At 74.3% G+C, this 23,281-nt stretch carries 23 protein-coding genes; 12 read left to right on the forward strand and 11 right to left on the reverse strand.

Annotation, left to right across the window (positions count from 1 at the left end):
- The first annotated feature begins 61 nt into the window (after positions 1 to 61).
- A complete protein-coding gene (tyrS, locus tag ACE3UN_RS01660; protein ID WP_374673157.1) occupies positions 62 to 1,303 on the forward strand; it encodes a tyrosine--tRNA ligase in 1,242 nt (413 codons plus the stop codon).
- A 53-nt stretch (positions 1,304 to 1,356) separates the two neighbouring features.
- A complete protein-coding gene (locus ACE3UN_RS01665; RefSeq protein ID WP_374673158.1) occupies positions 1,357 to 1,833 on the forward strand; it encodes an FKBP-type peptidyl-prolyl cis-trans isomerase in 477 nt (158 codons plus the stop codon).
- A 30-nt stretch (positions 1,834 to 1,863) separates the two neighbouring features.
- Here the strand turns inward: ACE3UN_RS01665 and ACE3UN_RS01670 are convergent, their stop codons facing one another.
- The 3 genes from ACE3UN_RS01670 to ACE3UN_RS01680 all read right to left on the reverse strand — a co-directional run bounded on the left by ACE3UN_RS01670 (position 1,864) and on the right by ACE3UN_RS01680 (position 5,066).
- Positions 1,864 to 3,534 carry a serine/threonine-protein kinase gene (locus tag ACE3UN_RS01670; RefSeq protein ID WP_374673159.1) on the reverse strand — a complete coding sequence of 557 codons (1,671 nt, stop codon included), beginning with the start codon at positions 3,532 to 3,534 and terminating at the stop codon, positions 1,864 to 1,866.
- Between the two features lie 112 nt (positions 3,535 to 3,646).
- Positions 3,647 to 4,630: a PA2778 family cysteine peptidase gene (locus ACE3UN_RS01675; protein ID WP_374673160.1), complete on the reverse strand. Its 984-nt coding sequence runs from the start codon at positions 4,628 to 4,630 to the stop codon at positions 3,647 to 3,649.
- A 25-nt stretch (positions 4,631 to 4,655) separates the two neighbouring features.
- Complete coding sequence (locus ACE3UN_RS01680; protein WP_374673161.1) at positions 4,656 to 5,066, reverse strand: PA2779 family protein; 411 nt, start codon at positions 5,064 to 5,066, stop codon at positions 4,656 to 4,658.
- A gap of 101 nt (positions 5,067 to 5,167) precedes the next feature.
- Between ACE3UN_RS01680 and ACE3UN_RS01685 the strand changes: the two genes are divergently transcribed.
- Positions 5,168 to 6,082 (forward strand): cation diffusion facilitator family transporter, encoded by a 915-nt coding sequence (locus ACE3UN_RS01685; protein WP_374673162.1) that lies wholly within the window; start codon positions 5,168 to 5,170, stop codon positions 6,080 to 6,082.
- Positions 6,079 to 6,534: a D-aminoacyl-tRNA deacylase gene (gene dtd, locus ACE3UN_RS01690; protein WP_374673163.1), complete on the forward strand. Its 456-nt coding sequence runs from the start codon at positions 6,079 to 6,081 to the stop codon at positions 6,532 to 6,534. The genes ACE3UN_RS01685 and dtd overlap by 4 nt, the downstream gene beginning before the upstream one ends.
- Positions 6,535 to 6,550: 16 nt before the next feature.
- Here dtd and ACE3UN_RS01695 read toward each other — a convergent pair whose 3' ends face one another.
- The 4 genes from ACE3UN_RS01695 to ACE3UN_RS01710 are packed head-to-tail and all read right to left on the reverse strand — an operon-like array spanning position 6,551 to position 9,842.
- A complete protein-coding gene (locus ACE3UN_RS01695; protein ID WP_374673164.1) occupies positions 6,551 to 7,366 on the reverse strand; it encodes a TatD family hydrolase in 816 nt (271 codons plus the stop codon).
- A 17-nt stretch (positions 7,367 to 7,383) separates the two neighbouring features.
- On the reverse strand, positions 7,384 to 7,884 hold the full coding sequence (locus ACE3UN_RS01700) for a preprotein translocase subunit YajC (protein ID WP_374673165.1): 501 nt from the start codon (positions 7,882 to 7,884) through the stop codon (positions 7,384 to 7,386).
- Positions 7,885 to 7,888: 4 nt separating this feature from the next.
- Positions 7,889 to 8,578, reverse strand: coding sequence for an ABC transporter ATP-binding protein (locus tag ACE3UN_RS01705; protein WP_374673166.1), 690 nt, complete (start codon positions 8,576 to 8,578; stop codon positions 7,889 to 7,891).
- Complete coding sequence (locus ACE3UN_RS01710; protein WP_374673167.1) at positions 8,571 to 9,842, reverse strand: lipoprotein-releasing ABC transporter permease subunit; 1,272 nt, start codon at positions 9,840 to 9,842, stop codon at positions 8,571 to 8,573. Before ACE3UN_RS01710 ends, ACE3UN_RS01705 begins: the two co-directional genes overlap by 8 nt.
- 62 nt (positions 9,843 to 9,904) lie before the next feature.
- On the opposite strand from ACE3UN_RS01710, the gene ACE3UN_RS01715 reads away from it, so the two are divergent.
- The 3 genes from ACE3UN_RS01715 to ACE3UN_RS01725 are packed head-to-tail and all read left to right on the forward strand — an operon-like array spanning position 9,905 to position 13,670.
- Complete coding sequence (locus ACE3UN_RS01715; RefSeq protein ID WP_374673168.1) at positions 9,905 to 10,861, forward strand: hypothetical protein; 957 nt, start codon at positions 9,905 to 9,907, stop codon at positions 10,859 to 10,861.
- Positions 10,862 to 10,878: 17 nt separating this feature from the next.
- Positions 10,879 to 12,600, forward strand: a complete 1,722-nt coding sequence (gene recJ / locus ACE3UN_RS01720; protein WP_374673169.1) for a single-stranded-DNA-specific exonuclease RecJ — start codon at positions 10,879 to 10,881, stop codon at positions 12,598 to 12,600.
- Positions 12,597 to 13,670 carry an RNA methyltransferase gene (locus ACE3UN_RS01725; protein WP_374673170.1) on the forward strand — a complete coding sequence of 358 codons (1,074 nt, stop codon included), beginning with the start codon at positions 12,597 to 12,599 and terminating at the stop codon, positions 13,668 to 13,670. The genes recJ and ACE3UN_RS01725 overlap by 4 nt, the downstream gene beginning before the upstream one ends.
- Here the strand turns inward: ACE3UN_RS01725 and ACE3UN_RS01730 are convergent.
- The 4 genes from ACE3UN_RS01730 to ACE3UN_RS01745 form a co-directional block, all read right to left on the reverse strand.
- Complete coding sequence (locus ACE3UN_RS01730; RefSeq protein WP_374673171.1) at positions 13,653 to 15,179, reverse strand: ATP-binding protein; 1,527 nt, start codon at positions 15,177 to 15,179, stop codon at positions 13,653 to 13,655. The two genes, ACE3UN_RS01725 and ACE3UN_RS01730, sit on opposite strands and share 18 nt — an antisense overlap.
- Before the next feature lie 83 nt (positions 15,180 to 15,262).
- Positions 15,263 to 16,324 (reverse strand): hypothetical protein, encoded by a 1,062-nt coding sequence (locus ACE3UN_RS01735; RefSeq protein WP_374673172.1) that lies wholly within the window; start codon positions 16,322 to 16,324, stop codon positions 15,263 to 15,265.
- 94 nt (positions 16,325 to 16,418) lie between these two features.
- Positions 16,419 to 17,195 (reverse strand): response regulator, encoded by a 777-nt coding sequence (locus ACE3UN_RS01740; protein WP_374673173.1) that lies wholly within the window; start codon positions 17,193 to 17,195, stop codon positions 16,419 to 16,421.
- Positions 17,192 to 17,812, reverse strand: coding sequence for a response regulator (locus tag ACE3UN_RS01745; RefSeq protein WP_374673174.1), 621 nt, complete (start codon positions 17,810 to 17,812; stop codon positions 17,192 to 17,194). Before ACE3UN_RS01745 ends, ACE3UN_RS01740 begins: the two co-directional genes overlap by 4 nt.
- A 127-nt stretch (positions 17,813 to 17,939) precedes the next feature.
- Here ACE3UN_RS01745 and ACE3UN_RS01750 point away from each other — a divergent pair, with 127 nt between their 5' ends.
- From ACE3UN_RS01750 to ACE3UN_RS01770, 5 genes are all read left to right on the forward strand, one after another.
- Positions 17,940 to 18,308, forward strand: a complete 369-nt coding sequence (locus ACE3UN_RS01750) for a response regulator transcription factor (protein WP_374673175.1) — start codon at positions 17,940 to 17,942, stop codon at positions 18,306 to 18,308.
- Entirely contained in the window at positions 18,305 to 19,213 is a 909-nt protein-coding gene (locus tag ACE3UN_RS01755; RefSeq protein ID WP_374673176.1) for an HD-GYP domain-containing protein, read from the forward strand. Before ACE3UN_RS01750 ends, ACE3UN_RS01755 begins: the two co-directional genes overlap by 4 nt.
- A 3-nt stretch (positions 19,214 to 19,216) precedes the next feature.
- Positions 19,217 to 20,032, forward strand: a complete 816-nt coding sequence (locus tag ACE3UN_RS01760) for an ABC transporter substrate-binding protein (protein ID WP_374673177.1) — start codon at positions 19,217 to 19,219, stop codon at positions 20,030 to 20,032.
- On the forward strand, positions 20,032 to 22,647 hold the full coding sequence (locus ACE3UN_RS01765) for a PAS domain S-box protein (RefSeq protein ID WP_374673178.1): 2,616 nt from the start codon (positions 20,032 to 20,034) through the stop codon (positions 22,645 to 22,647). Before ACE3UN_RS01760 ends, ACE3UN_RS01765 begins: the two co-directional genes overlap by 1 nt.
- 85 nt (positions 22,648 to 22,732) lie before the next feature.
- Positions 22,733 to 23,068 carry a hypothetical protein gene (locus ACE3UN_RS01770; RefSeq protein WP_374673179.1) on the forward strand — a complete coding sequence of 112 codons (336 nt, stop codon included), beginning with the start codon at positions 22,733 to 22,735 and terminating at the stop codon, positions 23,066 to 23,068.
- Positions 23,069 to 23,281: the final 213 nt, after the last annotated feature.

Consider the following 23,281-nt stretch of genomic DNA (forward strand, 5'->3'; position numbering starts at 1 on the left):
CGCGCGAGTATAGCCAAGCCGCTACATCAGCCATCCCCTGTTTGCACTTTGTCACCGCCGTATGTCCGACGCCGCAAGCTCCGCCCCTCCTACCCCGCCCCTGAGCGACACGGTGCAGCATGCCCTGGCGGTGAGCCTGCGCGGCTGCAGCGAGCTGCTGCCCCAGGCCGACTGGGTGAAGAAGCTGCAGCGCGCCGAAGCCACCGGCCAGCCGCTGCGCATCAAGCTGGGGCTGGACCCCACCGCGCCTGACATCCACCTGGGCCACACGGTCGTGCTGAACAAGATGCGCCAGCTGCAGGACCTGGGCCACACCGTCATCTTCCTCATCGGTGACTTCACCTCGATGATCGGCGACCCCTCCGGCCGCAACGTGACACGCCCGCCGCTCACGCGTGAGCAGATCGCCGCCAACGCACAGACCTATTACGCCCAGGCCAGCCTGGTGCTGGATCCGTCGAAGACCGAGATCCGCTACAACAGCGAGTGGAGCGACCCCCTGGGCGCGCGCGGCATGATCGAGCTGGCCGCCAAGTACACGGTGGCACGCATGCTGGAGCGCGACGATTTCACCAAGCGCTACCAGGCCGGCACGCCGATCTCTGTGCACGAGCTGCTGTACCCGCTGATGCAGGGCTACGACTCGGTGGCGCTCAGGAGCGACCTGGAGCTCGGCGGCACCGACCAGAAGTTCAACCTGCTGGTGGGCCGCGCGCTGCAGGCCGAGTACGGCCAGGAGCCGCAGTGCATTCTCACCATGCCGCTACTCGAAGGCCTGGACGGCATCGAGAAGATGTCCAAGTCCAAGAACAACTACGTGGGCATCACCGAGCCGGCGAACACCATGTTCGCCAAGATCCTGTCGATCAGCGACGCGCAGATGTGGAAGTGGTACACGCTGCTGTCCTTCCGCTCGGAGGCGGAGATCGCGGCGCTGCAGCGCGAGGTGGCGGCGGGCCGGAATCCCAAGGACGCCAAAGTGGCCTTGGCCAAGGAGATCACCGCGCGCTTCCACAATGCGGCCGCCGCGGATGCCGCCGAGGCCGACTTCCAGCTGCGTGCCAAGGGCGGCATCCCGGACGAGATCCCGGAGCTCGCCCTGAGCGGCGCGCCCCTGGGGCTCGGCGCGCTGCTCAAGGCGGCCAACCTGGCGCCCAGCACGAGCGAGGCGCTGCGCCTGGTGGACCAGGGCGGCGTCCGCATCGACGGATCGGTCGTCTCGGACAAGGGCCTGAAGCTCGACCGCGGCACCTTCATCGTCCAGGTGGGCAAGCGCAAGTTCGCGCGCGTCACCCTGTCCTGAGCGGCCGCCCCACCGGGCGGCGCTCTTCGTCCTTCCGTTCAACGGAGATCCCGATGAACCGCATCCGACTCACGTCCGTCCTCATCCTCGTAGCCGCCATCGGCGGCCTGGCCGCGCAGGCCCAGGTGGAGCCATCCTCCGCCACCGCCATGGCGCCCGGCGCGCCGCAGCCGGTGGTGGCACCCGATGGCAGCCAGACCTGGCCCAGCGGCCTGGTCATCCGCCACCTCAAGGAAGGCGCGGGGCCCGCCCCGGCCGCCACCGACACCGTCAAGGTGCACTACCGCGGCACCTTCCCCGACGGCAAGGAGTTCGACAGCTCCTACACCCGCGGCCAGCCGGCCGAGTTCCCGCTCAATCGCGTCATCCCCTGCTGGACCGAGGGTGTGCAGAAGATCAAGGTCGGCGGCAAGGCCAAGCTGGTCTGCCCGCCGGGCATCGCCTATGGCGCCAAGGGCGCCGGCGGGGTCATCCCGCCCAACGCGACGCTGCACTTCGACGTGGAACTGCTGGGCATCGCCGGCCGCTGAGCCCCCTGAGCGCCGGGCCGCGCCCGCGGCTCAGCTGGCGTTGCGCGAGCCCGCGCGGCGCCCTTCGCCGGTGCGGCATTCGGCATGCGCCTGCCACGCCGGCTCGTTGCAGCGCTGCTCGATGCAGCGCCACCTCAGCAGCACGCTTTCGCCGGCACACGCATCGGACGGGCTGGCCGCCACCCGCCGCGCCGGGGCCGGGGCGGGCGCCACCGGCCCGGCAGGTGCCGGCCCGGGCGGGCTGCCTGTCCACACCGGCTCCGGCTTGCCCGGCGACATGCCCACCCGTGCCGACGCGGGGCCGCCCGGGCCCCCTGCGGCCCCGGCAGCCCCTGCAGCCCCTGCACCCGCGGGCATTCCGGGCCCTGCCGGCCCCGCGGACGCCGCCGCGTCACCGCCGGACGAGGCCGTGTCCCCGGACGCGGCCTCCCGCGCGTCCGCCTCCGGGGGGGCGGCCGCCGGCACGGTGGCCAGCGGCTCCTCCTGCATCTCCAACGGCAATTCGTCCCGCCGATGCGGCCACGACCAGACCAGCGCCACCACGGCGGCGGCCGCGATGCCCGCCAGCCCCCACTGGCGACGGTCGCGCCGTGGCGTGCGTGACGCGGCGCGGCGGCGGGCGGCCGCGGCGCGTGCCGGGTCGATGGGCACGGTGGATTCCGCCGGCACGGCGGCCACGGTGTCCAGCTCCAGCAACACGGTCGGCACGTGGTCGGTGTCGCCTTCGTCGGGCGGCGTGGCCGCCGGCTCGGCGGGCGCCGCGGCCGCGTCGGGCGCCAGGCGCTCGCCGCGCAACGCGTCGACCAGCGCCTGCGCACTGGCCGGCCGGTCACCCGGCCGCACGGCGAGCGCCCAGTCGATGGCGGCCAGGGCCGGCCGCGACCAGCCCGGCACGCCGCGGTCGGCCAGGCGCTGGTAGCTGTCGGCCACCGCGCGCGCCGTGGCCTGCGGGGGCGGATGGCCGAGCAGCAGGTAGTGCAGGACCGCGCCCAGGGCGTACAGGTCCGTCCAGGGCCCCTGGCGCAGGCCGTCTTCCTCGCCGTACTGCTCGATCGGCGCGAAACGCGGCTTGAGGATGGTGGCCACCGTCTGCGTGCGCTCGCCGATGGCGCGCCGCGCCGCGCCGAAGTCCAGCAGCACCGGGTCCCCGCCCCCGTCGGGCAGCAGGATGTTGTCCGGCGAGATGTCGCGGTGCAGGATGCCTTCGGCGTGCAGGTGCGCCAGGCCGTCCAGCACCGGCAGCATGACGGCGAGCGTCTGGGCCTGCAGTGGCGGCCCCGCCAGTGACTCGCGCCAGGCCTTGAGCGTGCGGCCCGGCAGGTAGGGCATGGCCATGTAGGCGGTGCCGTTCGCTTCCCAGAAGCGGTAGACCTTGAGCACCGACGGGTGGTCGAAGCGGGCCAGCAGGCGCGCCTCGTTGTTGAACGAGCGCCGCCCCGCCTCGAAGGCCTCGGCGGCCGCGGGGGACCGCAGCGTCACCTCCTGCTGCAGGCCGCGCCGCGCCAGCTCGGCGGGCATGTACTCCTTGAGCGCCACGACACGCTGCAGCACATGGTCGCGTGCCAGGTAGACGATGCCGAAGCCGCCCACGCCGATGGTGCGGACGATCTCCAGCTCGCCGAAGCGGGTACCGGCCGGCAGGGCCAGGATCTCGTCGTCGTGCGGACCGCCGACGGGCGGGCCCTGAGGGGCGTCGGGCATGGGGCGGCGGGGGCTCGCTGGCGCTAAACGGCGAATTATCGGTGGAGTGTTCCGCCGCGGCGCGGGCGGATGTCACGCCGGATTGACGCGGCGCAGCCGCCCGCCGGCACGCTCAGAGCTGCCACTCGCGCCGCGTGGCGGCGATCTCCGGCAGCCAGCGCGGCTCGGCCTCGCGTGCCCGGCGCTCGGCCTGTTCGATCGAGGCACGCGCCGCCGCACGCCGGCCCTGGCGTGCCTGCACCACCGCCAGGTTGTTCCACGCCACCGCACTGTCGTGCTGCCCCGTCGCGCGCTCGAGCAGCGCCGCGGCATCGGCCAGCTCGTCGCGGGACAGGTGCCAGTTGGCCAGGCCCAGCACCGGGCCCAGTGACTGCGGCCAGCGCTGCGTGGCGCTGCGCCAGGCCAGCCCGGGCCCCGGCGCGCCGGCACCGGCGCCGCGCTCGAACGCGGCGACCGCGGCCACGGCGGTGTCCGCGGTGGCGGCCACCGGCCAGCGGCCGGGTGGCAGCGCCACCAGGGCCCAGGCGCCGGCGCGCGTCCAGGTGTGCTCCAGCGTGGCCAGCGGCCACCCCTGCGCGCCCTGCCGGCCGCTGTGCAGGCGGGCCGTGCAGGCGTCGAGGTCGTAGCCCGTGAGCACGGCGTAGTGCCAGCGCGGCAGCACCGGCAGCGCCAGGTTCAGCAGCAGGCCCACGGGCCGCCCGGCGGCCAGCTCGGCGCACAGCGCCTCCAGGCGGGGCGGCAGCGTGAACGCCAGCGCGCCATGGCGACGCGTGGCGGCCAGCATCTCGATCTGCAGGCTGCCCTGCCGGCCCGGCAGGTAGACCTGCGGTGTCAGCGTGGCCAGGTCGCCGGGCAGGCCGGCCGCACCCAGCAGCATGGCCAGCGTGGCCGGGCCGCAGAGCTCGTCGTCCTGGGCGACGAAGGGCACGTCCAGCGCGACACGGCGCGGCAGGCCCGTCGGCGGCGCCCGCCGCAGCGCGTCGCTCATGGGCGCGGCCAGCGAGGCGCAGCCGCCCAACCCGCCCAGGCCCGCCAGCACCCCCAGCGCGGGCGCCACCGCGGCTGCCCGCAGGCAGGCACGGCGGTGCAGGCTCATGGCAGGGCGGCGCCGAGGGGAGCGTTCAGCGCGTGGAGCGGGTGAACGGGAACACCTTGGTCAGGCCGAGGATGTCGGTGACCAGCAGCAGCACGAACACGAACAGCAGCACACCGAGGATGTCGCTGGCGCCCGCGGGCGCGCTGTCGATCTGGTCGAGCAGCAGCTGGGCCTCGGCGTCGGTGAGCGCGGCCACGCGGGCGTGCGCCTGGGCCATGTCGACACCGCGCTCCTGCAGGGCGGCCTGCACATCGGCACGCTCGAAGTGGCGCATCAGCGCGTCACGCGCGCTGCCTTCCGGCGCCGGGGCGGTGGCCGCGGTGGCGGACGACAGCTGCTCCGCACCGATCACACCGGCCTGGGCCGATTGCAGCCCCCCGGCGAAGCTGAGGCTCGCCACCAGGGCCCACGACATCACACGCATACGAGGTTTCATGGTTGTTCTCCTTCACGGACAGCCGCGAGCGGCGCGGAGCAAGCGGCGCGCCTGCCCCCGTCGCCCTCGAAGACTGTAGTGCAGCCGGCGACAATGGCGCGATGCAGGTCGCCACGTACTTGAAACTGTCTGTCGCTGCGGCGCTCGCGACCATTGCCTTGAAGACGGGCGCCTGGTGGCTCACCGACTCGGTGAGCCTGCTGTCCGATGCCCTGGAATCGCTGGTCAACCTGGCCGGCGCCGTGTTCGCGCTGGCCATGGTGACGGTGGCCGCCCAGCCGCCCGACGAGGACCACCCGTTCGGGCACCACAAGGCCGAATACTTCTCCAGCGGCTTCGAGGGCGTGCTCATCATCGCGGCCGCGCTCGGCATCGCCGCGGCCGCGGTGCACCGCTGGCTGAACCCCCAGCCGCTGGAGGCCCTGGGCCTGGGCCTCGGGCTGTCGGTGCTGAGCTCGGTGATCAACGGCCTGCTGGCCTGGGGCATGCTGCGCACCGCCCGCCAGCACCACTCCATCGCGCTCGAGGCCGACGCGCGCCACCTGTTCACCGACGTGTGGACCTCGGCCGGCGTCGTGGCGGGGCTGCTCGCCGTCATGGCCACCGGGTGGCAGTGGCTGGACCCGCTGTGCGCCCTGGCCGTGGCCCTGAACATCCTGCGCGAAGGGGCGTCGCTGGTCAGCCGGTCCGCGCACGGGCTGATGGACCATGCCCTGGAGCCCGAACACCTGCGCGCCATCGAGGAGGTGCTGCACGCGCAGGCGCGCCGCGGGCCGGCCCGCTTCGACCACCTGGCCACCCGCCGGGCCGGTGCCCGCCGCTTTGCCGACCTGCACATGCACCTGCCGGCCGACTGGACGCTGCAACGCGCTGCCGGGCTGCGCAACGAGGTCGAACAGGCGCTCACCGGGGCGGTGCCCGGCCTGCGGGCCAGCATCCAGCTGCTGCCCGTGGGCGTGGAAAGCCAGTACGCCCACGGCGAGCCCGCTCCCGGCGGGCAGGAGGTGCCGCGGTGATCGGCGTGATCCAGCGCGTGCGCGAGGCGCGCGTCGACATCGCCGGGCGCACCGTGGGCGCCATCGGCCCGGGCCTGCTGGTGCTGGCCTGCGCCGAGCCGGCCGACACCCAGGCGCAGGTGGAGCGCTTCCTGGCCAAGCTGCTCAAGCTGCGCATCTTCAGCGACGATGCCGGCAAGATGAACCGCAGCGTGCAGGACCTGGACGGCCGCGGCACGCCGGGCGGCCTGCTCATCGTCTCGCAGTTCACCCTGGCGGCCGACGTCTCCGGCGGCAACCGCCCCAGCTTCACCGGCGCCGCCCCGGCGGCCCAGGGCCGGGCGCTCTACGACCTGCTGGTGGCGCGCGCCCGCGCCGCGCACCCCGTGGTGGCCACGGGCGAGTTCGGCGCGGACATGCAGGTGCACCTGGTCAACGACGGGCCGGTGACGATCCCGCTGCGCATCGCCTGAGCCGGCGGCGGCCGGGTCAGTCGAGCAGCGCCGCCAGCCGCGGCAGGGCCGCCAGCGTGTTGGCGCGCACGCGCTGCGCGGTCGCCTCGCGCGTCCACCCGCGCAGGTCCGCCAGCGTGTCGGCGATGCGCGCCAGCTCGGCCGGCTCGTTGCGCATGGTGGCCCCCGCGGCGCGCTGCGCGGCGGTCTTGTACAGCCACTGCGGCGCGATGTCCGGCGAATCGGTCTCCAGCACCGGGGCCGCGTCCGCCACCTCGGCGGCCAGGCGGCGGATGTTCAGCGCCCGCTCGTGCGTCATGGCGCCGCCGAAGCCGAGCCGGTAGCCCAGCGCCACGAAGGTGTCGGCCTGCTGCCGGCTGCCATTGAAGGCGTGGGCGATGCCGCCGGGCGTGTCGATGCGGCGCAGGCCGGCCAGCACCGGGTCGGCGGCGCGGCGCGAGTGCAGCAGCGCGGGCAGGCCGGCGTCGCGGGCGATCTTCAGCTGCTCGGTGAAGAAGCGCTGCTGCGTCGCCATGTCCAGCCCGGGCACGAAGCCGTCCAGCCCGATCTCGCCGACGGCCACCAGGCGCGGGTCGTCGCGCGCCTCGCGCAGCGCATCACGCAGGCGGTCCAGGTCCTCGTCGCGCGCCTGCATGACGCACATCGGGTGGATGCCCAGGGCATAGGCGAGCCCATGGCGGTGTGCCAGCGCACGCACGGTGGCGAAGTTGCCCACCTCCACGGCGGGCAGCACCTGCATGCGCACGCCTGCCGCGGCCGCGCGGGCCACCACCGCGTCACGGTCGGCGTCGAACTCGCGGGCGTCGAGGTGGCAGTGGGTGTCGGTCCACATGGGGGGCGGCGGGGCGGTCAGGGCGGGCGCCAGCGGCTGTGTGCACGCGCCTCCCCGCCCTCCCCGGCAAGCCGCGCGCCGCCGCGTGGCGGGCGGCCCGGGCCGGCGGGCGGCAGCTCCACGCTGTCGGGGATGGGCTCCAGGCCCAGCTGCTGGCGCAGGTCAGCGCGCAGCTCGGCGATGAGCGCGGACGCGTCCACCGGCTCCTGCGCCACGAGGGCGCGCGCGCAGGCCGCCGCCAGCTCCACCTGGCGCACGGTGCCGAACAGCACCACATCGGCCAAGGCCTCCTCGACCTGGCTGCGGTGCTCGGGGCCGGCGGGGGTGAAGGAGCCGGCCAGGGCCCGGTACGCCACCACCAGCGAGCGCAGCCGCTCGGTCTCCTGCCGGTTCTCGCGCAGGCGGCGGTCGCGCATGCGCATGAGCACGAAGATGCGGATGAACAGCAGCACGATGGCCACCGTCACCGGGACGATGATCGCCAGCGGGTGGATGTCCTCCCAGCCGCCCAGGCGCACCGCGTCAGCCCTCCACCAGGCGGCCGGCGTCGAGCCGGATCTGCCGGTCGCAGCGGGCCGCCAGCGCGGTGTCGTGCGTCACCAGCACGAAGGCGAGCCCGCGCTCGCGGGCGCGGGCCAGCATGAGGGCGAACACGCGGTCGGCGGTGTCGCGGTCCAGGTTGCCCGTGGGCTCGTCGGCCAGCACGCAGGCCGGGTCGGCCACCAGCGCGCGCGCCAGGGCCACACGCTGGCGTTCGCCGCCGGAAAGCTCGCCCGGCCGGTGCTGCACGCGCTCGCCCAGGCCCACCTCGGCCAGCGCCTGGCGGGCCCGCTCGCGCGCCGCAGCCACCGGCTCGCGCCGGATGCGCAGCGGCATGGCCACGTTGTCCAGCGCGCTGAACTCGGGCAGCAGGTGGTGGAACTGGTAGACGAAGCCGAGGTGCCGGTTGCGCCAGGCGCCCTGCTCGGCCGCGCCCATGTCCTGCAGCGGCCGGCCCATGAGCTGCACGGTGCCGCGGGTGGGCGCGTCCAGCCCGCCCAGCAGATGCAGCAGGGTGCTCTTGCCGGAGCCGGAGGCGCCCACGATGGCCAGCGTCTCGCCGCGCGGCACGGTGAGGTCCACGCCCTGCAGCACGTGCACGTCGAGCGGGCCCTCGTGGAAGCGCTTGTGCAGGCCGCGCGCCTCGATCACGGCCGACGTGGCGTCACTCATAGCGCAGCGCCTCCGCCGGGTTGACCCGGCTGGCGCGCCAGCTGGGGTAGAGCGTGGCCAGGAAGGCCAGCACCAGCGAGATGACGCCGATGGGCACGATGTCCGACGCCCGCGGGTCGCTGGGCATCTTGCTGATGAGGTACAGGCTGCTGGGCAGGAAGGCCACGCCGAGCGCGCGCTCGATGGCCGGCACGATGACGTCGATGTTCAGCGCCAGCAGCAGGCCCAGGCCCACACCGGCGGCCGTGCCCACGATGCCGGCCGTGGCGCCCTGCACCACGAAGATGCCCATGATGGAGCGCGGGCTGGCGCCGATGGTGCGCAGGATGGCGATGTCGGCGCGCTTGTCCGTCACCGTCATCACCAGCGTGGACACCAGATTGAACGCCGCCACCGCCACGATGAGCGTGAGGATGATGAACATCATGCGCTTTTCCACCTGCACCGCGTCGAACCACACGGCGTTGCTGCGGGTCCAGTCGCGCACGCGCCATTCGGGCCCCAGCGCCATGCCCAGGCGCAGCCCCACGTCGCGTGCCTGGTGCACGTCGGCCAGCTTCAGCTGCACGCCGGTGGGCCCCTCCGTGCGGTACAGGCGGGCCGCGTCGTCCAGGTGGATCAGCGCCATGCCCGAGTCGTACTCGTAGTGGCCCACGCTGAAGATGCCGGCCACGGTGAACTGCTTCAGGCGCGGGTTCACGCCCACCGGCGTCACCTGGCCGCCCGGCGCGATGACGGTGACCGGGTCGCCCCGCCGCACGCCCAGCGCGCGCGCCAGCTCGGCGCCCAGCACGATGCGCCACTGGCCGGGCTGCAGCTCGGCCAGGGTGCCGTCGGCCTGCAGCTTCGCGCCGAGGTCGGTGATGCCGGGCTCGGCCTCGGGCAGCACGCCGCGCACCACCACGCCGCGCATGTCCTCGCCACGCGCCAGCAGCGACTGCACCGACACGTACGGTGCCGCGGCGACCACCGCCGGATCCTGCTTCACCCGCGCCGCCAGCGCGGGCCAGTCCGACAGGGCGCCGCCGTAGGCCGGCATCACCTCCACGTGCGCCACGGCGGAGAGCATGCGGTCGCGCACTTCCTTCTGGAAGCCGTTCATCACGCTGAGCACCACGATGAGCGCCATCACGCCCAGCGCGATGCCCACGATGGAGACGAAGGAGATGAAGGAGATGAAGCCGTTGCTGCGCCCGGCCCGGCCGGCGCGCGTGTAGCGCCAGCCGATCTGCCACTCGTAGGGCAGCCTGGAAAGAAGTCCCATAAGGGCGGCATGCTACCTGCTGCCCCCCGGGCGGCCGCGGCGGCGCACGGGATAATCCGGCGATGCACCTGGTGGTTCCGTTCGCGTCCGCCCTCTCGCCCGCGGCGGGAGCGGCGCTGTCCACGCTGCAGTGGCCCGCCCTGGAGCGCCTGCTGGCGCGGCTGGCGCCGGCCGAGCGCCTGGAGGGCGACGAGTTCAGCCTGACGCCGCCGCACGAGCGCGCGCTCGCCCGCGCCCGCGGCTGGCCGGATGCGCCGGACGGCCTGCTGCCCTGGGGCGCCGACGCCGCGCGCGCCGATGGCCTGCCCGTGGACGACGAGCCCGCCATGGGCTGGGCCCTGCTGGCCCCGGCCAGCTGGCACGTCGGCGCCGAGCATGTGTCGCTCGCCAACCCGGCCGACCTGGCCCTGGACGAGGCGGACGCCCGCACCCTGTTCGACGCCCTGGCGCCGCTGTTCGACGAGGATGGCTGGCGCCTGCACTGGGGCGCCGCCACGCGCTGGTATGCCCGCCACCCCAGCCTGGCCACGCTGCCCACCGCCTCGGCCGACCGCGTGATCGGCCGCAGCGTCGACCTGTGGCTGGGCAGCGACCCGGCCGCGCGCACCGTGCGCCGGCTGCAGGCCGAGGCGCAGATGCTGCTGCACCGCCAGCCGCTGAACGAGGCGCGCGAGGCCGCCGGGCAGCTGCCGGTGAATTCCTTCTGGCTCAGCGGTACCGGCACGCCCGCGCCCGCCGCGGCCGGCGGCGACGTGATGGTGGCGGACGGCCTGCGCGCCCCCGCACTGGCCGAGGACTGGACCGCCTGGGCCGAGGCATGGGCCGCGCTCGACGCCGGCGCCGTCGCCGGCCTGCTGGCCCGCGCACAGGCCGGCGAGCCGGTGCGGCTCACGCTGTGCGGCGAGCGCCATGCCCAGGTCTTCGACACGGCCGGCGCCGGCCGGGGCCGCCCGTGGTGGCAGCGTGGCCCCCTGGCGCCGCGGCGCGACGACCCGGCCCGCTGGCTGGCGGCCCTCTGACCCTGCTCTGGTAGCCCATGTCCACGCCCACCCTGCTCGTCCGCGACGTGCCGCCGCGCACCGCCTTCGCCCTGGAGCAAGGCGGCGTGCACCCGCTGCTGGCCCGCCTGTTCGCCGCCCGCGGCATCGCCAGCGCGGCCGAGCTGGACGACGGCCTCACCCACCTGCTGCCGCCCGCCCACCTGCACGGCACCGAAGCCGCCGCGCGCCTGCTGGCCGATGCCATCGGCCAGGGCCGGCGCATCTGCGTGATCGCCGACTACGACTGCGACGGCGCCACCGCCTGCGCCGTGGCCCTGCGCGGCCTGGCCATGCTGGGCGCCGCACCCGGCACGCTGGCCTACCTGGTGCCCGATCGGCAGATCCACGGCTACGGCCTCACGCCCACCCTGGTGGACCTGGCCCGCGTCCAGGCACCCGACCTGCTGGTCACCGTGGACAACGGCATCGCCAGCCTGGAGGGCGTGGCGCACGCCCGCGCGCTGGGCATGCAGGTGCTCGTGACCGACCACCACCTGCCCGCGGTGGTGGACGGCCAGGTGCGGCTGCCCGAGGCCGACGTGATCGTGAACCCCAACCAGCCGGCCTGCGCCTTCCCGAGCAAGTGCCTGGCCGGCGTGGGCGTGATGTTCTACACCCTGCTCGCGCTGCGCGCCGAGCTGCGCGCCCGTGGCCGTTTCGACGCCGCCGGCCAGCCGCGCCTGGACGCCCTGCTCGACCTCGTCGCGCTGGGCACCGTGGCCGACGTGGTGAAGCTCGACGCCAACAACCGCCGCCTGGTGGCCCAGGGCCTGCGGCGCATCCGCGCCGGGCGCATGCAGCCGGGCGTGGCCGCGCTCTTCGCGGCGGCCTCGCGCCAGCCCGCGCGGGCGTCGGCCTTCGACTTCGGCTTCGCCCTCGGCCCGCGCATCAACGCCGCCGGCCGCCTGGCCGACATGACGCTGGGCATCGAGTGCCTGACCACCGACGACCCGGCGCGCGCCACCGAGCTCGCGCAGATGCTGGACGCCATCAACCGCGAGCGGCGCGAGGTGGAGTCCGGCATGCGCCTGCAGGCCGAGGCCCTGCTGGACACGCTCATGCCGGAAGGCGAGCCGCCGGCCGCGCTGGTGCTGTTCGACCCCGAGTTCCATGAGGGCGTGGTCGGCATCGTGGCCGGCCGCATGAAGGACCGGCTGCACCGCCCCACCTTCGTCTTCGCGCTGGGCCAGGACGGCTGGCTCAAGGGCTCGGGGCGATCGATCCCCGGCTTCCACCTGCGCGACGCGCTGGACCTGGTGAGCAAGCGCCACCCCGGGCTGCTGCGCAAGTTCGGCGGCCACGCCATGGCCGCGGGCTGCACGCTGGCCGAGGAGGACGTGGACACCTTCGACGCCGCGCTGCAGGCGGTGGCACGCGAGTGGCTGGCCCCCGCGGCGCTGCGCCGCCAGATCGCCACCGACGGCCCGCTGCCGCTGGAGTACTTCACCGTCGACACGGTGCAGCGCCTGGACGCCGAGGTCTGGGGCCAGGGCTTCGAGGCGCCGGTGTTCTGCGACGAGGTGGAGGTGGTTCAGCAGCGTCTCGTGGGCGAGAAGCACCTGAAGCTGCGCGTGAAGCACCAGGGCCAGCTGCGTGACGCCATCTGGTTCGGCCATGCCGAGCCGCTGCCCGCCCGCGTGCGCCTGGCCTACCGCCTGTCGGTGGACGAGTTCCAGGGCCAGCAGCGCCTGCAGATGGTGGTGGAGGCGGCCACATGACGATGCCCGTGGCGGCGCCGGCGCACCGCATCGCCGACCTGCGCACGCGCCTGGCCGCGCTGGGCGCCAACCCCAAGCATGCGGAGCGCGTGCTGCGCCTGTGGTCGAACGCGCTGCCCCAGGACAGCGGCAGCCGGCCGGTGGAGAGCTTCCTGCCGCGCACGCTGCGCGAGGCCCTGCCCGCGCTGGAGGCGGAGCTGGCGGCGCTGGCCCGCGTGGTGTCCGAGCACCCGGGCGAGGACGGTTCCGCCCGCCTGCTGGTGGCGCTGGCCGACGGGCAGACGGTGGAAAGCGTGCTGCTGCCGCGCGAGGGCGTGTGCGTGTCCACGCAGGTGGGCTGCGCGGTGGGCTGCGGCTTCTGCATGACCGGCCGCGACGGCCTGCTGCGCCAGCTGGGCAGCGCCGAGATCGTGGCGCAGGTGGCGCTGGCGCGGCAGCGGCAGCCGGTGCGCAAGGTGGTCTTCATGGGCATGGGCGAGCCGGCGCACAACCTCGACGAGGTGCTGGACGCCATCGACCTGCTCGGCACGGCCGGCGGCCTGGCGCACAAGCAGATCGTCTTCAGCACGGTGGGTGACCGGCGCGCGTTCGAGCGCCTGCCGCAGGGCCGCGTGAAGCCGGCCCTGGCGCTGTCGCTGCACACCACCCGGCCGGCGCTGCGCGAGCAGCTGCTGCCGCGTGCCCCGCGCATCGCGCCCGACGAGCTGGTGGCGCTGGCCTGCGCCTACGCCGACGCCACCGACTACCCGCTGCAGCTGCAGTGGACGCTGATCGAGGGCGTGAACGACGGCGACGACGAGCTGCAGGCCCTGCAGCGGCTGCTGGCCGGGCGCCGCGTGGTGCTCAACCTCATCCCGTACAACACGGTGGACGGCCTGCCCTGGCGCCGCCCGAGCTGGGAGCGCGCCGCCGAGATGGCCCGCACCCTGCACCGCGCCGGCGTGCTCACCAAGCTGCGCCACTCCGCCGGCCAGGACGTGGACGGCGGCTGCGGCCAGCTGCGCGCGCGCACGCTCACGGCCGACGGCCCGGGCGTGCAGCCCGTGCGGCTGTCACGCCGCGTCGCCTGAGGCCGCCGGCAGCCGCAGCTCGAACACGCAGCCTTCGCCCGGGCGGCTGTGGGCGTCCAGCCGGCCGCCCATGGCCTCGGCCAAGGTGCGCGAGAGCGCCAGCCCGAGGCCGGTGCCCGGCACCCCCAGGCGCTGCGCACCCAGGCGGCTGAAGCGCTCGAACAGCTGCTGCATCTGCGCCTCGTCCAGCCCGGGCCCGGTGTCGCAGACGCGCAGCACCACCTCGTCGCCAGTGGCCTGCGCGTCCAGGTCCACGCGGCCGCCCCGCGGTGTGTACTTGACGGCATTGGACAGCAGGTTGTCGATCACCTGGCGCAGCCGACGGCGGTCGGCGCGCACCCGCAGCGCCAGTGCCTGCGACGCCGGCGCCTGCACGTGCAGGCCGGCCGCCTGGGCCTGCGGCCCCACGCCGGCCAGGCTGTCGGGCAGCACGTCCTGCAGGCGCACCGCCTCCAACGCCAGCGGCAGCCGCCCCGCCTCCGCGGCGGCGGTGTCGAGGATCTCGTCGACCAGGCGCAGCATGTGCTGGCCCGCATTGGCGATGTGCAGCAGCCAGTCCGCGAGGGGGGCTTGGTCGCCGGCCTGGCGCCGGCACAGCTCGGTGAACCCGAGGATGGCGTTCAGCGGCGTGCGCAGCTCATGGCTCACGCGGGACAGCAGCTGGGACTTGTTGCGGCTGGCCGCCTCGGCCACGGCGAGCTGCAGCCTGGCCTGCTCGGTCTGTCGCCGCCAGGTGATGTCCAGCGCGGTGCCGCGCAGGCCCGTCACATGGCCGTCGTTCGCGCGGACGACCTCGCCGCGTCCTTCGATCCAGCGGTGCTCGCCCGAGGACTGGATGATCTCCAGCTCGATGGTGTACGGTTCGCCGGACGCCATGGAGTGCGCCACCACCTCCTGCAGGCGCCGGGCGCTGTCGGGGGTGAACATGTGGGCCCGCTGGCCCAGCGGCGGGGGGCGCGTGCCGGCCGGCAGGCCATAGATCCGACACAGCTCGTCCGACCACACGGACACGCCGCTCACTGCGTCGTACTCCCAGCTGCCGATGCCCCCGAGCCGTTGCGCCTCCTGCAAGGCCCGGTGGGCGCGCAGGGCCTGGTCGGCCTGGCCACTCAGCGCGGCTTGCGCCTCCTTGAGCGGCGTGACTTCCGACACATGGACCATGAAGCCCTCGACCTGGCCGCCCACCACGTCGGGCAGGTAGGTGGCCAGGCTGTGGCGCACGCGGCCGTCGGGGCCGGGGATGGCGCGCTCGAAGTCCTGCCGCTGGCCGGCCAGCGCCCGCTCGATGTAGGGCCGGTTGAGCGCATACAGCCGGGGCCCGAGCAGCTCGGAGATGTGCATGCCCAGCATGCGGTCGGGGTCCGCGCCGAACCAGGTCTTGTAGGCCTGGTTGGCGAAGCGGCAGCGCTGGTCGCTGTCCCAGTAGGCCACCATGGGCGGCAGCGCGTCGAGCAGTCGACGGGCGAGGTCGGGGGCCGGGTGGGCGTCGGATGGGGTACTGCGGGACATCGGGCGCCGGGGGTGGGCTGACGGCGGGATACCCTCCACGGCATCCCGCCTGCACCTTAACACGGCGCGGGGCGGTCGATCCCTCAGGGGACGCCCGGACGCCACCCCAGGCGGACCACCTCGAAGTCGCTCGCGGACAGCAGGGCGAAGCCGGGGTTGAGCACGTCGTTGTCCCAGCGCACGTCGAAGGTGCCGCTGATGTACATGTCCGACCCGTTGTCGGCCACGATCAGGCCGTGCCGCTGCATGGCACGGAAGATCTTGCGCAGGTGGGGGTCGTTCGTGCGGTTCACCGGGTCCTGGCCGTTCACCGTCTGCTTCAGGCGCAGCCGGGCACCCATGGGCAGCGCCCCGGGCGTGCTGCCTGCCGTGTGCGAGGCGGGGTACACGTGGCCGTTGGTGGCGCGCACGGTGACCCGGAAGGCATGGGTGATCTCCGGCACCGCATCGTTCCAGGCCTCGTCGTGGCGCACGAGCCCCGGGAAGATCGCCAGGCCCGCCGCGTCCGCGCTGGTCCAGCCTTCGGGCCGGCGGTCGTTGCGGGTCAGGTCGAAGAAGGCGCCCGAGCCGGCGCGCCACTGCCCCTTCGCGGTGTTGAACCACACGTTGTAGAGCTCGTAGAGGTGGCGGTTGGCGCAGTCGATCACCAGGAGGTGGCGGTCGTTGCGCCGGCGCTGGTCCACCTCGGCCGGGGCGCCGCCCTCCACCCAGTGCGGCTGCGTGATGGCCTCGTCCGGCAGCGGGTAGAAGGGATAGGACTTGCCGGTGTCGTGGTCCACGCCGTCGCTCTCGTCGGCATACAGGAAACGCACCGTCTGCAGGGGCTGGCTGCCGCCCACGATGGCATAGGGAAAGCCGTAGACCTTCACGCTGCCCGGCCTGACCTCACCGCCGAAGTCGGGGTGCAGGCGGCGCGTGCCGCCGTTGTCGATGAAGGCGATGTAGCGGGCCGAGTCGGGGTCGACCGGCGCGCTGCGGATGTCGGTGTTCCACCAGTTGTCGGCCGGGAAGACCGGCAGCGGCGGCGGCGCGCCCTGCACGGGCAGTTCCGGCGGGCAGGCCTGGGCGTGCGTGGTCGGCGGGGCGGCGGCGGCGAGCGCCAGCAGGGCGGTGGCGGCCGCGCGGCGGGGGATGGGCAGGTGCATGCGCCCAGTGTGCGGCCAGGCGCATGGCCGCGCGGGCGCCGAGGTGTCAGCCCCGTGCGACAGGTGTCACCGACTGCCTCGGCACGCCGGCGGATCAGCCGCCCGCGCCGGCGTCCTCGGCCAGCAACCGGACCAGGGTGGCCCGCACGGCGGCCCAGCCGGCCCGGGCCGTCGCCGCGTCGCCGGCCGCGCCGGCGCGCTCCAGCGCCGCCGCGTCGTCGGCCGCCGGCTCCTCGCCGATGAGCCGCAGCACCGATTTCAGCGCATGGCCCAGGTGGTGCAGCACCGGCACGTTACCCTGGGCGGCGGCATCGTCGCCCTCGGCCAGGTCGTGGGTGAACTGCGCCAGGCAGCCCGCCCGGTAGGCGTCGAACAGGGCCGCATCCCCGCCGAAGCGCTGCAGCGCCAGCGTGCGCGGCGACGGCCCGCCGACGATCGGCACCACCGGGACCACTGGCACCGCCGGCGCGGCGGCGGGAACGGGGGCGGGACCGGCCGCCAGCGCCTCCTCGATGCAGCCGCGCAGCGCCGCCAGGGAGGCCGGCTTGCCCAGCACGCGCCACACGTCCATGCCCTCCAGGCTGCGGCGCACCGCCTCCGTGAGTCCGGCGCTGAAGACGACGAGGCGGGCCCCGGCGCGCAGCGCCGGCTGGGCGTGCAGCGTCTGCAGCAGCGCCAGCCCGGACTCGCCGCCCAGCATGAGGTCCGTCATCACCAGCGCCGCCGGCTCCGCGGCCAGGGCGTCGCGCGCGGCCGACACTGAGGCGACCGTGTCCAGGCGCAGGGGCATGTCGGCCGTGGCCATCTGCACGAAGCGGGCGATGGAGGCATCGTCCTCCACCAGCAGCACCCGGGGCGGGGGCGCGGTCATCCCGCGCCCTGCAGCGCCGCCCGCAGCAGGCCCGGCAGTTCCAGGGCCAGTTGCGGCTTGTGGACCAGGGGCAGCCCCTGCAGGGCAAAGGCGTAGGGCGCGCGGCCCGCCTCGTCGAGCGAGGTGACGACGATCAGACGGCTGGTGGCGAACTGCGGCTGCGAGCGCAGGCTGGTGATGAGCGTCGCACCATCGATGCCGGGCAGCAGCACGTCCACCAGCAGCACCTGCGGCTGCAGCTGGCCGCACATCGCCAGCCCCGCGATGCCGTCGGACGCGACATGCAGCTCGACCTCGGGGAAGTGGCGTGCCACCAGCAGCCGGACGAGGTTCTGGAAGTGCACCGAATCCTCGATCAGCAGCACGCGCGGGCGGCTGCCCGGCCGCACGCCCGCGCCGCCATCCGCGGCGCCCTGCGGGGTCGGCGCCGGCAGCCCGGCCTTGCCGCGCGCACGCAGCACGGCCTCGAGCGAGGTGCCGGCAATGCGCCGGTGGCCGCCCGGGGTCTTCCAGGCCTGCAACTCGCCCCGGTCGACCATGAGTTGCACCGAGCGCACGGCCATGCCCAGCAGGCGGGCCGCTTCCAGCGTGGAGTAGGTGGTGTCGTTCTGGCTCATCTTCTGTGTGGGGCGTGCTCCCGTCGACATGCGAATTTTATCACTTCACACCGCCATACAAAGCCGCACGGCCCCAGGGAAGCCGGGCTTCCGCGCCCGATATGATATAAATGACACCGGAGCACACATGAGCAAGATCCTGATCATCGACGACCACCCGGACATCCGCCGGCTGGTGCGACTCACCCTGGAGTTCGAGGACCACCAGATCATGGAGGCCGTGGATGGCCGCATCGGCCTGGAGGCGGCACGGCAGTGGAAGCCGGACATCGTCCTGCTGGACGTGATGATGCCCGGCATGGACGGCCTGGAGACCTGCCGGCGCCTGAAGGCCGAGCCGGCACTGGCGCACACCCGCGTGGTGCTGCTGACGGCCCGCGGCAGCAGCGCCGACCGGTCCGCGGGCCTGGCGGCCGGCGCGGACGAGTACGTGGTGAAGCCCTTCAGCCCCCTGACGCTGCTGCAGTTGGTTGACCAGCTGGGGGTGTCGGCATGAGCCCGCCCGGACGCCCCCAGGGCGGCGACCGAAGCGCCGAGCCCGACGAATCCGCCGTGGACATCCTGGAGCGGCCGCTGCCGCCCACGCGCCCGGTGGAGCTGGACGACGACGTGGGCGGCAGCGTCTTTCCTGGCGGCCCGTCGGCCCAGATGGAACGCATGCTGCACGACCTGGCCCGCCTGTACCAGGAGCGCAACGACGCCCTGGCCGAGGCATCGCGCGCGCACTATGAATCGGTGCTGCGCCTGAGCCTGGCCGCCGAGTTCAAGGACGACGACACCGGCGAGCACGTGGTGCGCATCGGGTTCCTGGCCGAGCGCGTGGCCACCCTGATGGGCGAGCGGCCCGGTTTCGCCAAGCTGCTGCGCAAGGCCGCCCCCATGCACGACGTGGGCAAGATCGGCATCCCCGACAGCGTGCTGAAGAAGCCCGGGCCGCTGGATCCCGAGGAACGCCAGGTGATGAACCGCCATGCCGAGATCGGCGCACGCATCCTGGGCAATTCCCGCGTGCCGCTGTTCCGCATGGCGGCCGACATCGCCGGCGGCCACCACGAGCGCTATGACGGCCGCGGGTACCCGCGCGGCATCGCCGGCCACCACATCCCGCTGGCCGCGCGCATCGTCGCCGTGGTGGATTGCTTCGATGCGCTGCTGATGGACCGCGTGTACCGTGCGGCGATGGCACCGATGCCTGTGCGCGAGATGATCGAGGCGGAAGTCGGCCGGGCCTTCGACCCCCGGGTGGCGGGCACGGTGCTGCAGCATTTCGACGAGCTGCTGGCGCTGCGCCAGCGCCTGATCCTCGACGGGCTGACGGTGGCGCACCTGATCGAGCATGTGCACCGGGAACCCCTGTCGCGCGAGGACCTCTGGCCCGCGCAGCGCGCCCACTGGAACTGACCCATGGCCCTGCACCACCTGACCGCCCGCATCGCCTGGCTCGGATGCGCCGCCACGCTGGCCGCCTGGGCGGCCATGCCCGCCCCCGCCCTGGCCGGCCCCGTGCTCGAGCGCGTGCTGGGCCAGCGCGGCGTGCGCGTGTGCATCTGGCCCGACTACTACGGCATCACCTACCGCCACCCCCGCACCGGGGCGCTGAGCGGGCTGGACATCGAGCTCTCCGCCGCCTTCGCGGCCGATCTCGGCGTGAAGCTGCAGTACGTGGATTCGTCCTTCCCCACGCTGGTGGCCGACCTGCTGGAACAGCGCTGCGACGTGGCGATGTTCGCGGTGGGCATGCTGCCCCAGCGTCGAGAGGTCCTGCGCTTCAGCCGGCCCTACTTGCAGAGCGACATCTACGCCGTCACGATGAAAGGCTCGTCCGCCGTGCGCCAGTGGGCCGACATCGACCAGCCCGGGGTGGCCGTGGGTGTGCAGGCCGGCACGTTCATGGAGCCGGTGATGACCGAGCGGCTCAAGCGCGCGCGCGTGGTGTCGATCAAGCCACCAGCGACCCGCGAGCGTGAGCTGGAGGCCGGCCGCATCGACGTGTTCATGACCGACTACCCCTACAGCCGCCGCCTGCTCGACAACGCGGAGTGGGCGCAGCTGATCGCGCCGCCCCAGCCCTTCCACGTGCTGCCCTACGCCTACGCGGTGCGCCCCGGCGACGACGCCTGGCACGCCACCGTGGACGCCTTCGTCCAGCGCGTGCAGCAGGACGGCCGGCTCGAGGCCGCCGCCCGCCGCCACGGCCTGCTGCCCATCGTCCTGCGCTGATGCTCCGCCCCCCGCCGCCGTCGGGCGCGCCCGCCCCCGCGCCGTTTCCCCCGCCGCCCGAGACCCACGAGCCGGCCGGCTGGCTGGCGCGCATCGTCGCGGCCCGTGGGGGCAGCGCCCTGCTGGTGGGCGTGCTGCTGGGCCTGATCGTGCTGGCCGCGCTCGGCTGGCGGGCGTGGGAAGAACGCGTCGGCCTGGTGGAGCGCGAGACGGACCGCTCGGAGCTGCTGGCCCGCGTGCTGGAGGACCATGCCACGCGCAGCTTCGAGGCCACCAGCGCAGCCCTCGGGGGCCTGGCCAGCGTGGCGGAAACCTCCGGGCCCGAGGCCCTGCGCCGGGCCATGACGCAGGCCCTGGTGGCGCTGCCGTACGTGCGTGCCATCGCGATGGTGGACGCCGACGGCCGCGTGGTCGCCAGCAGCCACCCCGGCGACGAGGGCCTGCGGGTCTCGCTGTCCCTGCTGGTCCCCGCGCGCGGGGAGGCCATCGGCAGCTGGCTGCCCGGCCGGCAGCTCGAGGACTTCGCCGAGCTCACGGCCGGCGGGCATGTGCCCGGCACCGTCGACCGCAGCGCCGTGGGCTTCATCCCCTGCGTGCATCCGCTGCGCCAAGGCGCCTACGCCGGTGCCCACATGGTGGCCCTGGTCAACCCGGCGTCGCTGGTGGGCTTCCAGCGCCTGGCCGTGTCCGAGGCGGGCGTGCGCACCGTGCTGGCCAGCTGGCGGGGCCAGGTGCTGATCGCCCAGGCGGGCGGCGCCGGGCAGCTGCCGGACAGCCTGCTGCCCCGCAGCGACGTGCGTTCGCACGCGATCTTCAGCCGCTACCTGCCCGACGTGGAGCACGCGACCTTCACCGCCGCCGGCGCCGATGGCGAGGCCCAGATCACCGCCTTCCGGGCCTCGCGGCCCTTTCCGCTCGTGGCCTTCGTCGAGCGCCCGCAGCGGCTGGTTGAGGCGCAATGGCGCGCCGCCGTGCGACCGCTGTGGATGGCCGGCCTGCCTGGCCTGTCCCTGATCGGCGTGCTCACCTGGCTGGCCTGGCGCAGCCAGCGCGCGCGCGCCGCGGTGGGCGGCGCGCTCAGCCAGGCCCGGGCCAGCATGGAACGCCGGGAGCACGAGCTGCGTGTGCTGGTGAGCAGCCTGCACGAGGCCATCCTGCGCACCGACGCCGCGGGGGTGGTGCGCTACGTGAGCCCGCGCTGGGAGGCGCTGACGGGGGTCGTGCAGGCCGACGTGATGGACCAGCCGCTGGCGGATGTCTTCGTGCGCACCGACCGCGGTGCCGTGCGCGACCTGTTCATTGCGGACAGCGCCGGCACCGTGCGCAGCGTGCAGGTGCGCATCGGCCAGGGCACGGGCAAGCGGCGCTTCGCCCTGTCGGTGGCCCCGCTGGACGCGGCGGGCGGCGAACCCGGCTTCGTGGGCAGCCTGCAGGACGTGACCGAGGCCTGGCAGGCCCAGCAGCACCTGGAGATGCAGCGCGCGTTGAACGCGCGCCTGCTCGAGGTGAGCCCGGTGCCCCTGTCCATCCTGGACGCGGACGGCCGCTACCTGAGCGTCAACCGGGCGTGGGAAGCGCTGACGCTGCGTCGCCGCGAGGACGTGCTGGGCCGGCCGGCGCGCCAGTACCTGCCCACCGACCAGGCCAGCGTGCACGACGCCCACGACGCGCGGCTGATGCAGCAGGGCGGCGAGGTCTCCTACGCCACCACGCTCACGCTGGCCGACGGGCAGCGCCGCGAGGTGATGGTGTCCAAGGTGCTGGTGCCCGGCGCCGACCAGGGCCGGCCGGCGGTGCTGAACGCGATCTTCGACGTGACCGAGTTCCACGAGGCCGAGCGCGCCACGCGCGAGGCGCGCGACGCGGCCGAGGAGGCCTCGCGTGCGAAGTCGGAGTTCATCGCCAACATCAGCCACGAGCTGCGCACGCCGCTGCAGTCCATCACCGGCTTCTCCGAGCTCGGCCTGATGCGGCCGCCCTCGCCCGACTTCGCGCGCATGCTGTTCACCGACATCCTCTCGGCTGGACAGCGCATGCTCGCGCTGGTCAACGACCTGCTCGACGTGGCCAAGCTCGAAAGCACGGTGGGCACCTTCCACCTGGAGCGCACCGACCTGCGGGGCCTGGCGCGCGAGGTGGTGCGCGAGTTCACGCCGCAGTGCGCCCAGCGCGGCCTGGCCATCGAGCTGCACCTGGCGGACGCGCCCCTGGTGGCCAAGGTGGACCCGCTGCGCTTCCAGCAGGTGCTGCGCAACGTGCTCGCCAATGCGCTGAAGTTCTCGCCGCGCGGCGGGGTGGTGGAGGTCCGGGGCGAGGTCGAGGCGGCGGCGGCGCAGCGCGCGGCCGACGCAGCCGCCGAGATCCACTTCACCGTGCGCGACCACGGGCCCGGCATCCCGGCCGCCGAGCTGGACCAGGTGTTCGACGCCTTCGTGCAATCGAGCGCCACCAAGGATGGCTCGGGCGGCACCGGCCTCGGGCTGGCGATCTGCCGCAAGATCATGGACGCCCACGGCGGCAGCATCGTCGCCGACAACGCGCCCGAAGGCGGCGCGGTCTTCCACCTGCGCCTGCCCCTGCGCACGGTGGAGGAAACGGCGCCCATGCCGCTCTGAGCCGGGGCCCGGCGTCGCCCCGATGCCTGCCTCGTGCGGGCCGGCCGTATGATCCGCGGCTCGCATGCCTGCCACCCGCTCCCTGATGCCCACCCTGCGCCGCCTCGGCCTGCCCTGGCTGGTGTGGCTGGCCGTGCTGCTGCCGCTGGCGCAGGCGGCCGGGGCCTGGCACGAGATCGGCCACCTCGGCGAGACGGGCTCGGCCGAGGGCGGCGGCAAGGCCGGCCACTCCCTCGGTGCCTGCGTGGTGTGCCTGGGCTCGCCCTCGGCCGTGGGTGCCGCGCCACTGGCGCACGCCGTGGCCGCGGCCGCACCACCCGCGGCCACGTTCGCGCGGCCGGATGCGCCGCTGGCCGCCGGGCGCCGCGCGCGCTCGCCGGCGGCCTACCTCAGCCGCGCCCCCCCGGCCCTCCCGACCTGATCCTGCCGTTCACTGCCCCCGGGCCGCCCTGCGCCCGGGGGCAGTGCGTGTCGATCCTGTCCGGAGTTGTCCCTTCATGCATCCGCTTCTGCCCGCGGGCCTTGCGCTCGCCCTGGCCGCCCCCTGCGCGGCCCTCGCCCAGTCTGCCCCCACCCCCTCCCCCTCCCCTTCCGCGGCCGCGGCCACGGCAGACATCGACGCCCTGCGGCGGGC

It is taken from the genome of Ideonella sp., from assembly GCF_041918995.1.
Taxonomy (GTDB): Bacteria; Pseudomonadota; Gammaproteobacteria; order Burkholderiales; family Burkholderiaceae_C; genus Ideonella.

Bases quoted from the DNA above. Each gene is read 5' to 3' on its own strand.
- tyrS (WP_374673157.1), top strand. From the start codon at position 62: ATGTCCGACGCCGCAAGCTCCGCCCCTCCTACCCCGCCCCTGAGCGAC.
- ACE3UN_RS01665 (WP_374673158.1), top strand. From the start codon at position 1,357: ATGAACCGCATCCGACTCACGTCCGTCCTCATCCTCGTAGCCGCCATC.
- ACE3UN_RS01670 (WP_374673159.1), bottom strand. From the start codon at position 3,534: ATGCCCGACGCCCCTCAGGGCCCGCCCGTCGGCGGTCCGCACGACGAC.
- ACE3UN_RS01675 (WP_374673160.1), bottom strand. From the start codon at position 4,630: ATGAGCCTGCACCGCCGTGCCTGCCTGCGGGCAGCCGCGGTGGCGCCC.
- ACE3UN_RS01680 (WP_374673161.1), bottom strand. From the start codon at position 5,066: ATGAAACCTCGTATGCGTGTGATGTCGTGGGCCCTGGTGGCGAGCCTC.
- ACE3UN_RS01685 (WP_374673162.1), top strand. From the start codon at position 5,168: ATGCAGGTCGCCACGTACTTGAAACTGTCTGTCGCTGCGGCGCTCGCG.
- ACE3UN_RS01695 (WP_374673164.1), bottom strand. From the start codon at position 7,366: ATGTGGACCGACACCCACTGCCACCTCGACGCCCGCGAGTTCGACGCC.
- ACE3UN_RS01705 (WP_374673166.1), bottom strand. From the start codon at position 8,578: ATGAGTGACGCCACGTCGGCCGTGATCGAGGCGCGCGGCCTGCACAAG.
- ACE3UN_RS01710 (WP_374673167.1), bottom strand. From the start codon at position 9,842: ATGGGACTTCTTTCCAGGCTGCCCTACGAGTGGCAGATCGGCTGGCGC.
- ACE3UN_RS01715 (WP_374673168.1), top strand. From the start codon at position 9,905: ATGCACCTGGTGGTTCCGTTCGCGTCCGCCCTCTCGCCCGCGGCGGGA.
- recJ (WP_374673169.1), top strand. From the start codon at position 10,879: ATGTCCACGCCCACCCTGCTCGTCCGCGACGTGCCGCCGCGCACCGCC.
- ACE3UN_RS01725 (WP_374673170.1), top strand. From the start codon at position 12,597: ATGACGATGCCCGTGGCGGCGCCGGCGCACCGCATCGCCGACCTGCGC.
- ACE3UN_RS01730 (WP_374673171.1), bottom strand. From the start codon at position 15,179: ATGTCCCGCAGTACCCCATCCGACGCCCACCCGGCCCCCGACCTCGCC.
- ACE3UN_RS01735 (WP_374673172.1), bottom strand. From the start codon at position 16,324: ATGCACCTGCCCATCCCCCGCCGCGCGGCCGCCACCGCCCTGCTGGCG.
- ACE3UN_RS01740 (WP_374673173.1), bottom strand. From the start codon at position 17,195: ATGACCGCGCCCCCGCCCCGGGTGCTGCTGGTGGAGGACGATGCCTCC.
- ACE3UN_RS01745 (WP_374673174.1), bottom strand. From the start codon at position 17,812: ATGAGCCAGAACGACACCACCTACTCCACGCTGGAAGCGGCCCGCCTG.
- ACE3UN_RS01750 (WP_374673175.1), top strand. From the start codon at position 17,940: ATGAGCAAGATCCTGATCATCGACGACCACCCGGACATCCGCCGGCTG.
- ACE3UN_RS01755 (WP_374673176.1), top strand. From the start codon at position 18,305: ATGAGCCCGCCCGGACGCCCCCAGGGCGGCGACCGAAGCGCCGAGCCC.
- ACE3UN_RS01760 (WP_374673177.1), top strand. From the start codon at position 19,217: ATGGCCCTGCACCACCTGACCGCCCGCATCGCCTGGCTCGGATGCGCC.
- ACE3UN_RS01765 (WP_374673178.1), top strand. From the start codon at position 20,032: ATGCTCCGCCCCCCGCCGCCGTCGGGCGCGCCCGCCCCCGCGCCGTTT.
- ACE3UN_RS01770 (WP_374673179.1), top strand. From the start codon at position 22,733: ATGCCCACCCTGCGCCGCCTCGGCCTGCCCTGGCTGGTGTGGCTGGCC.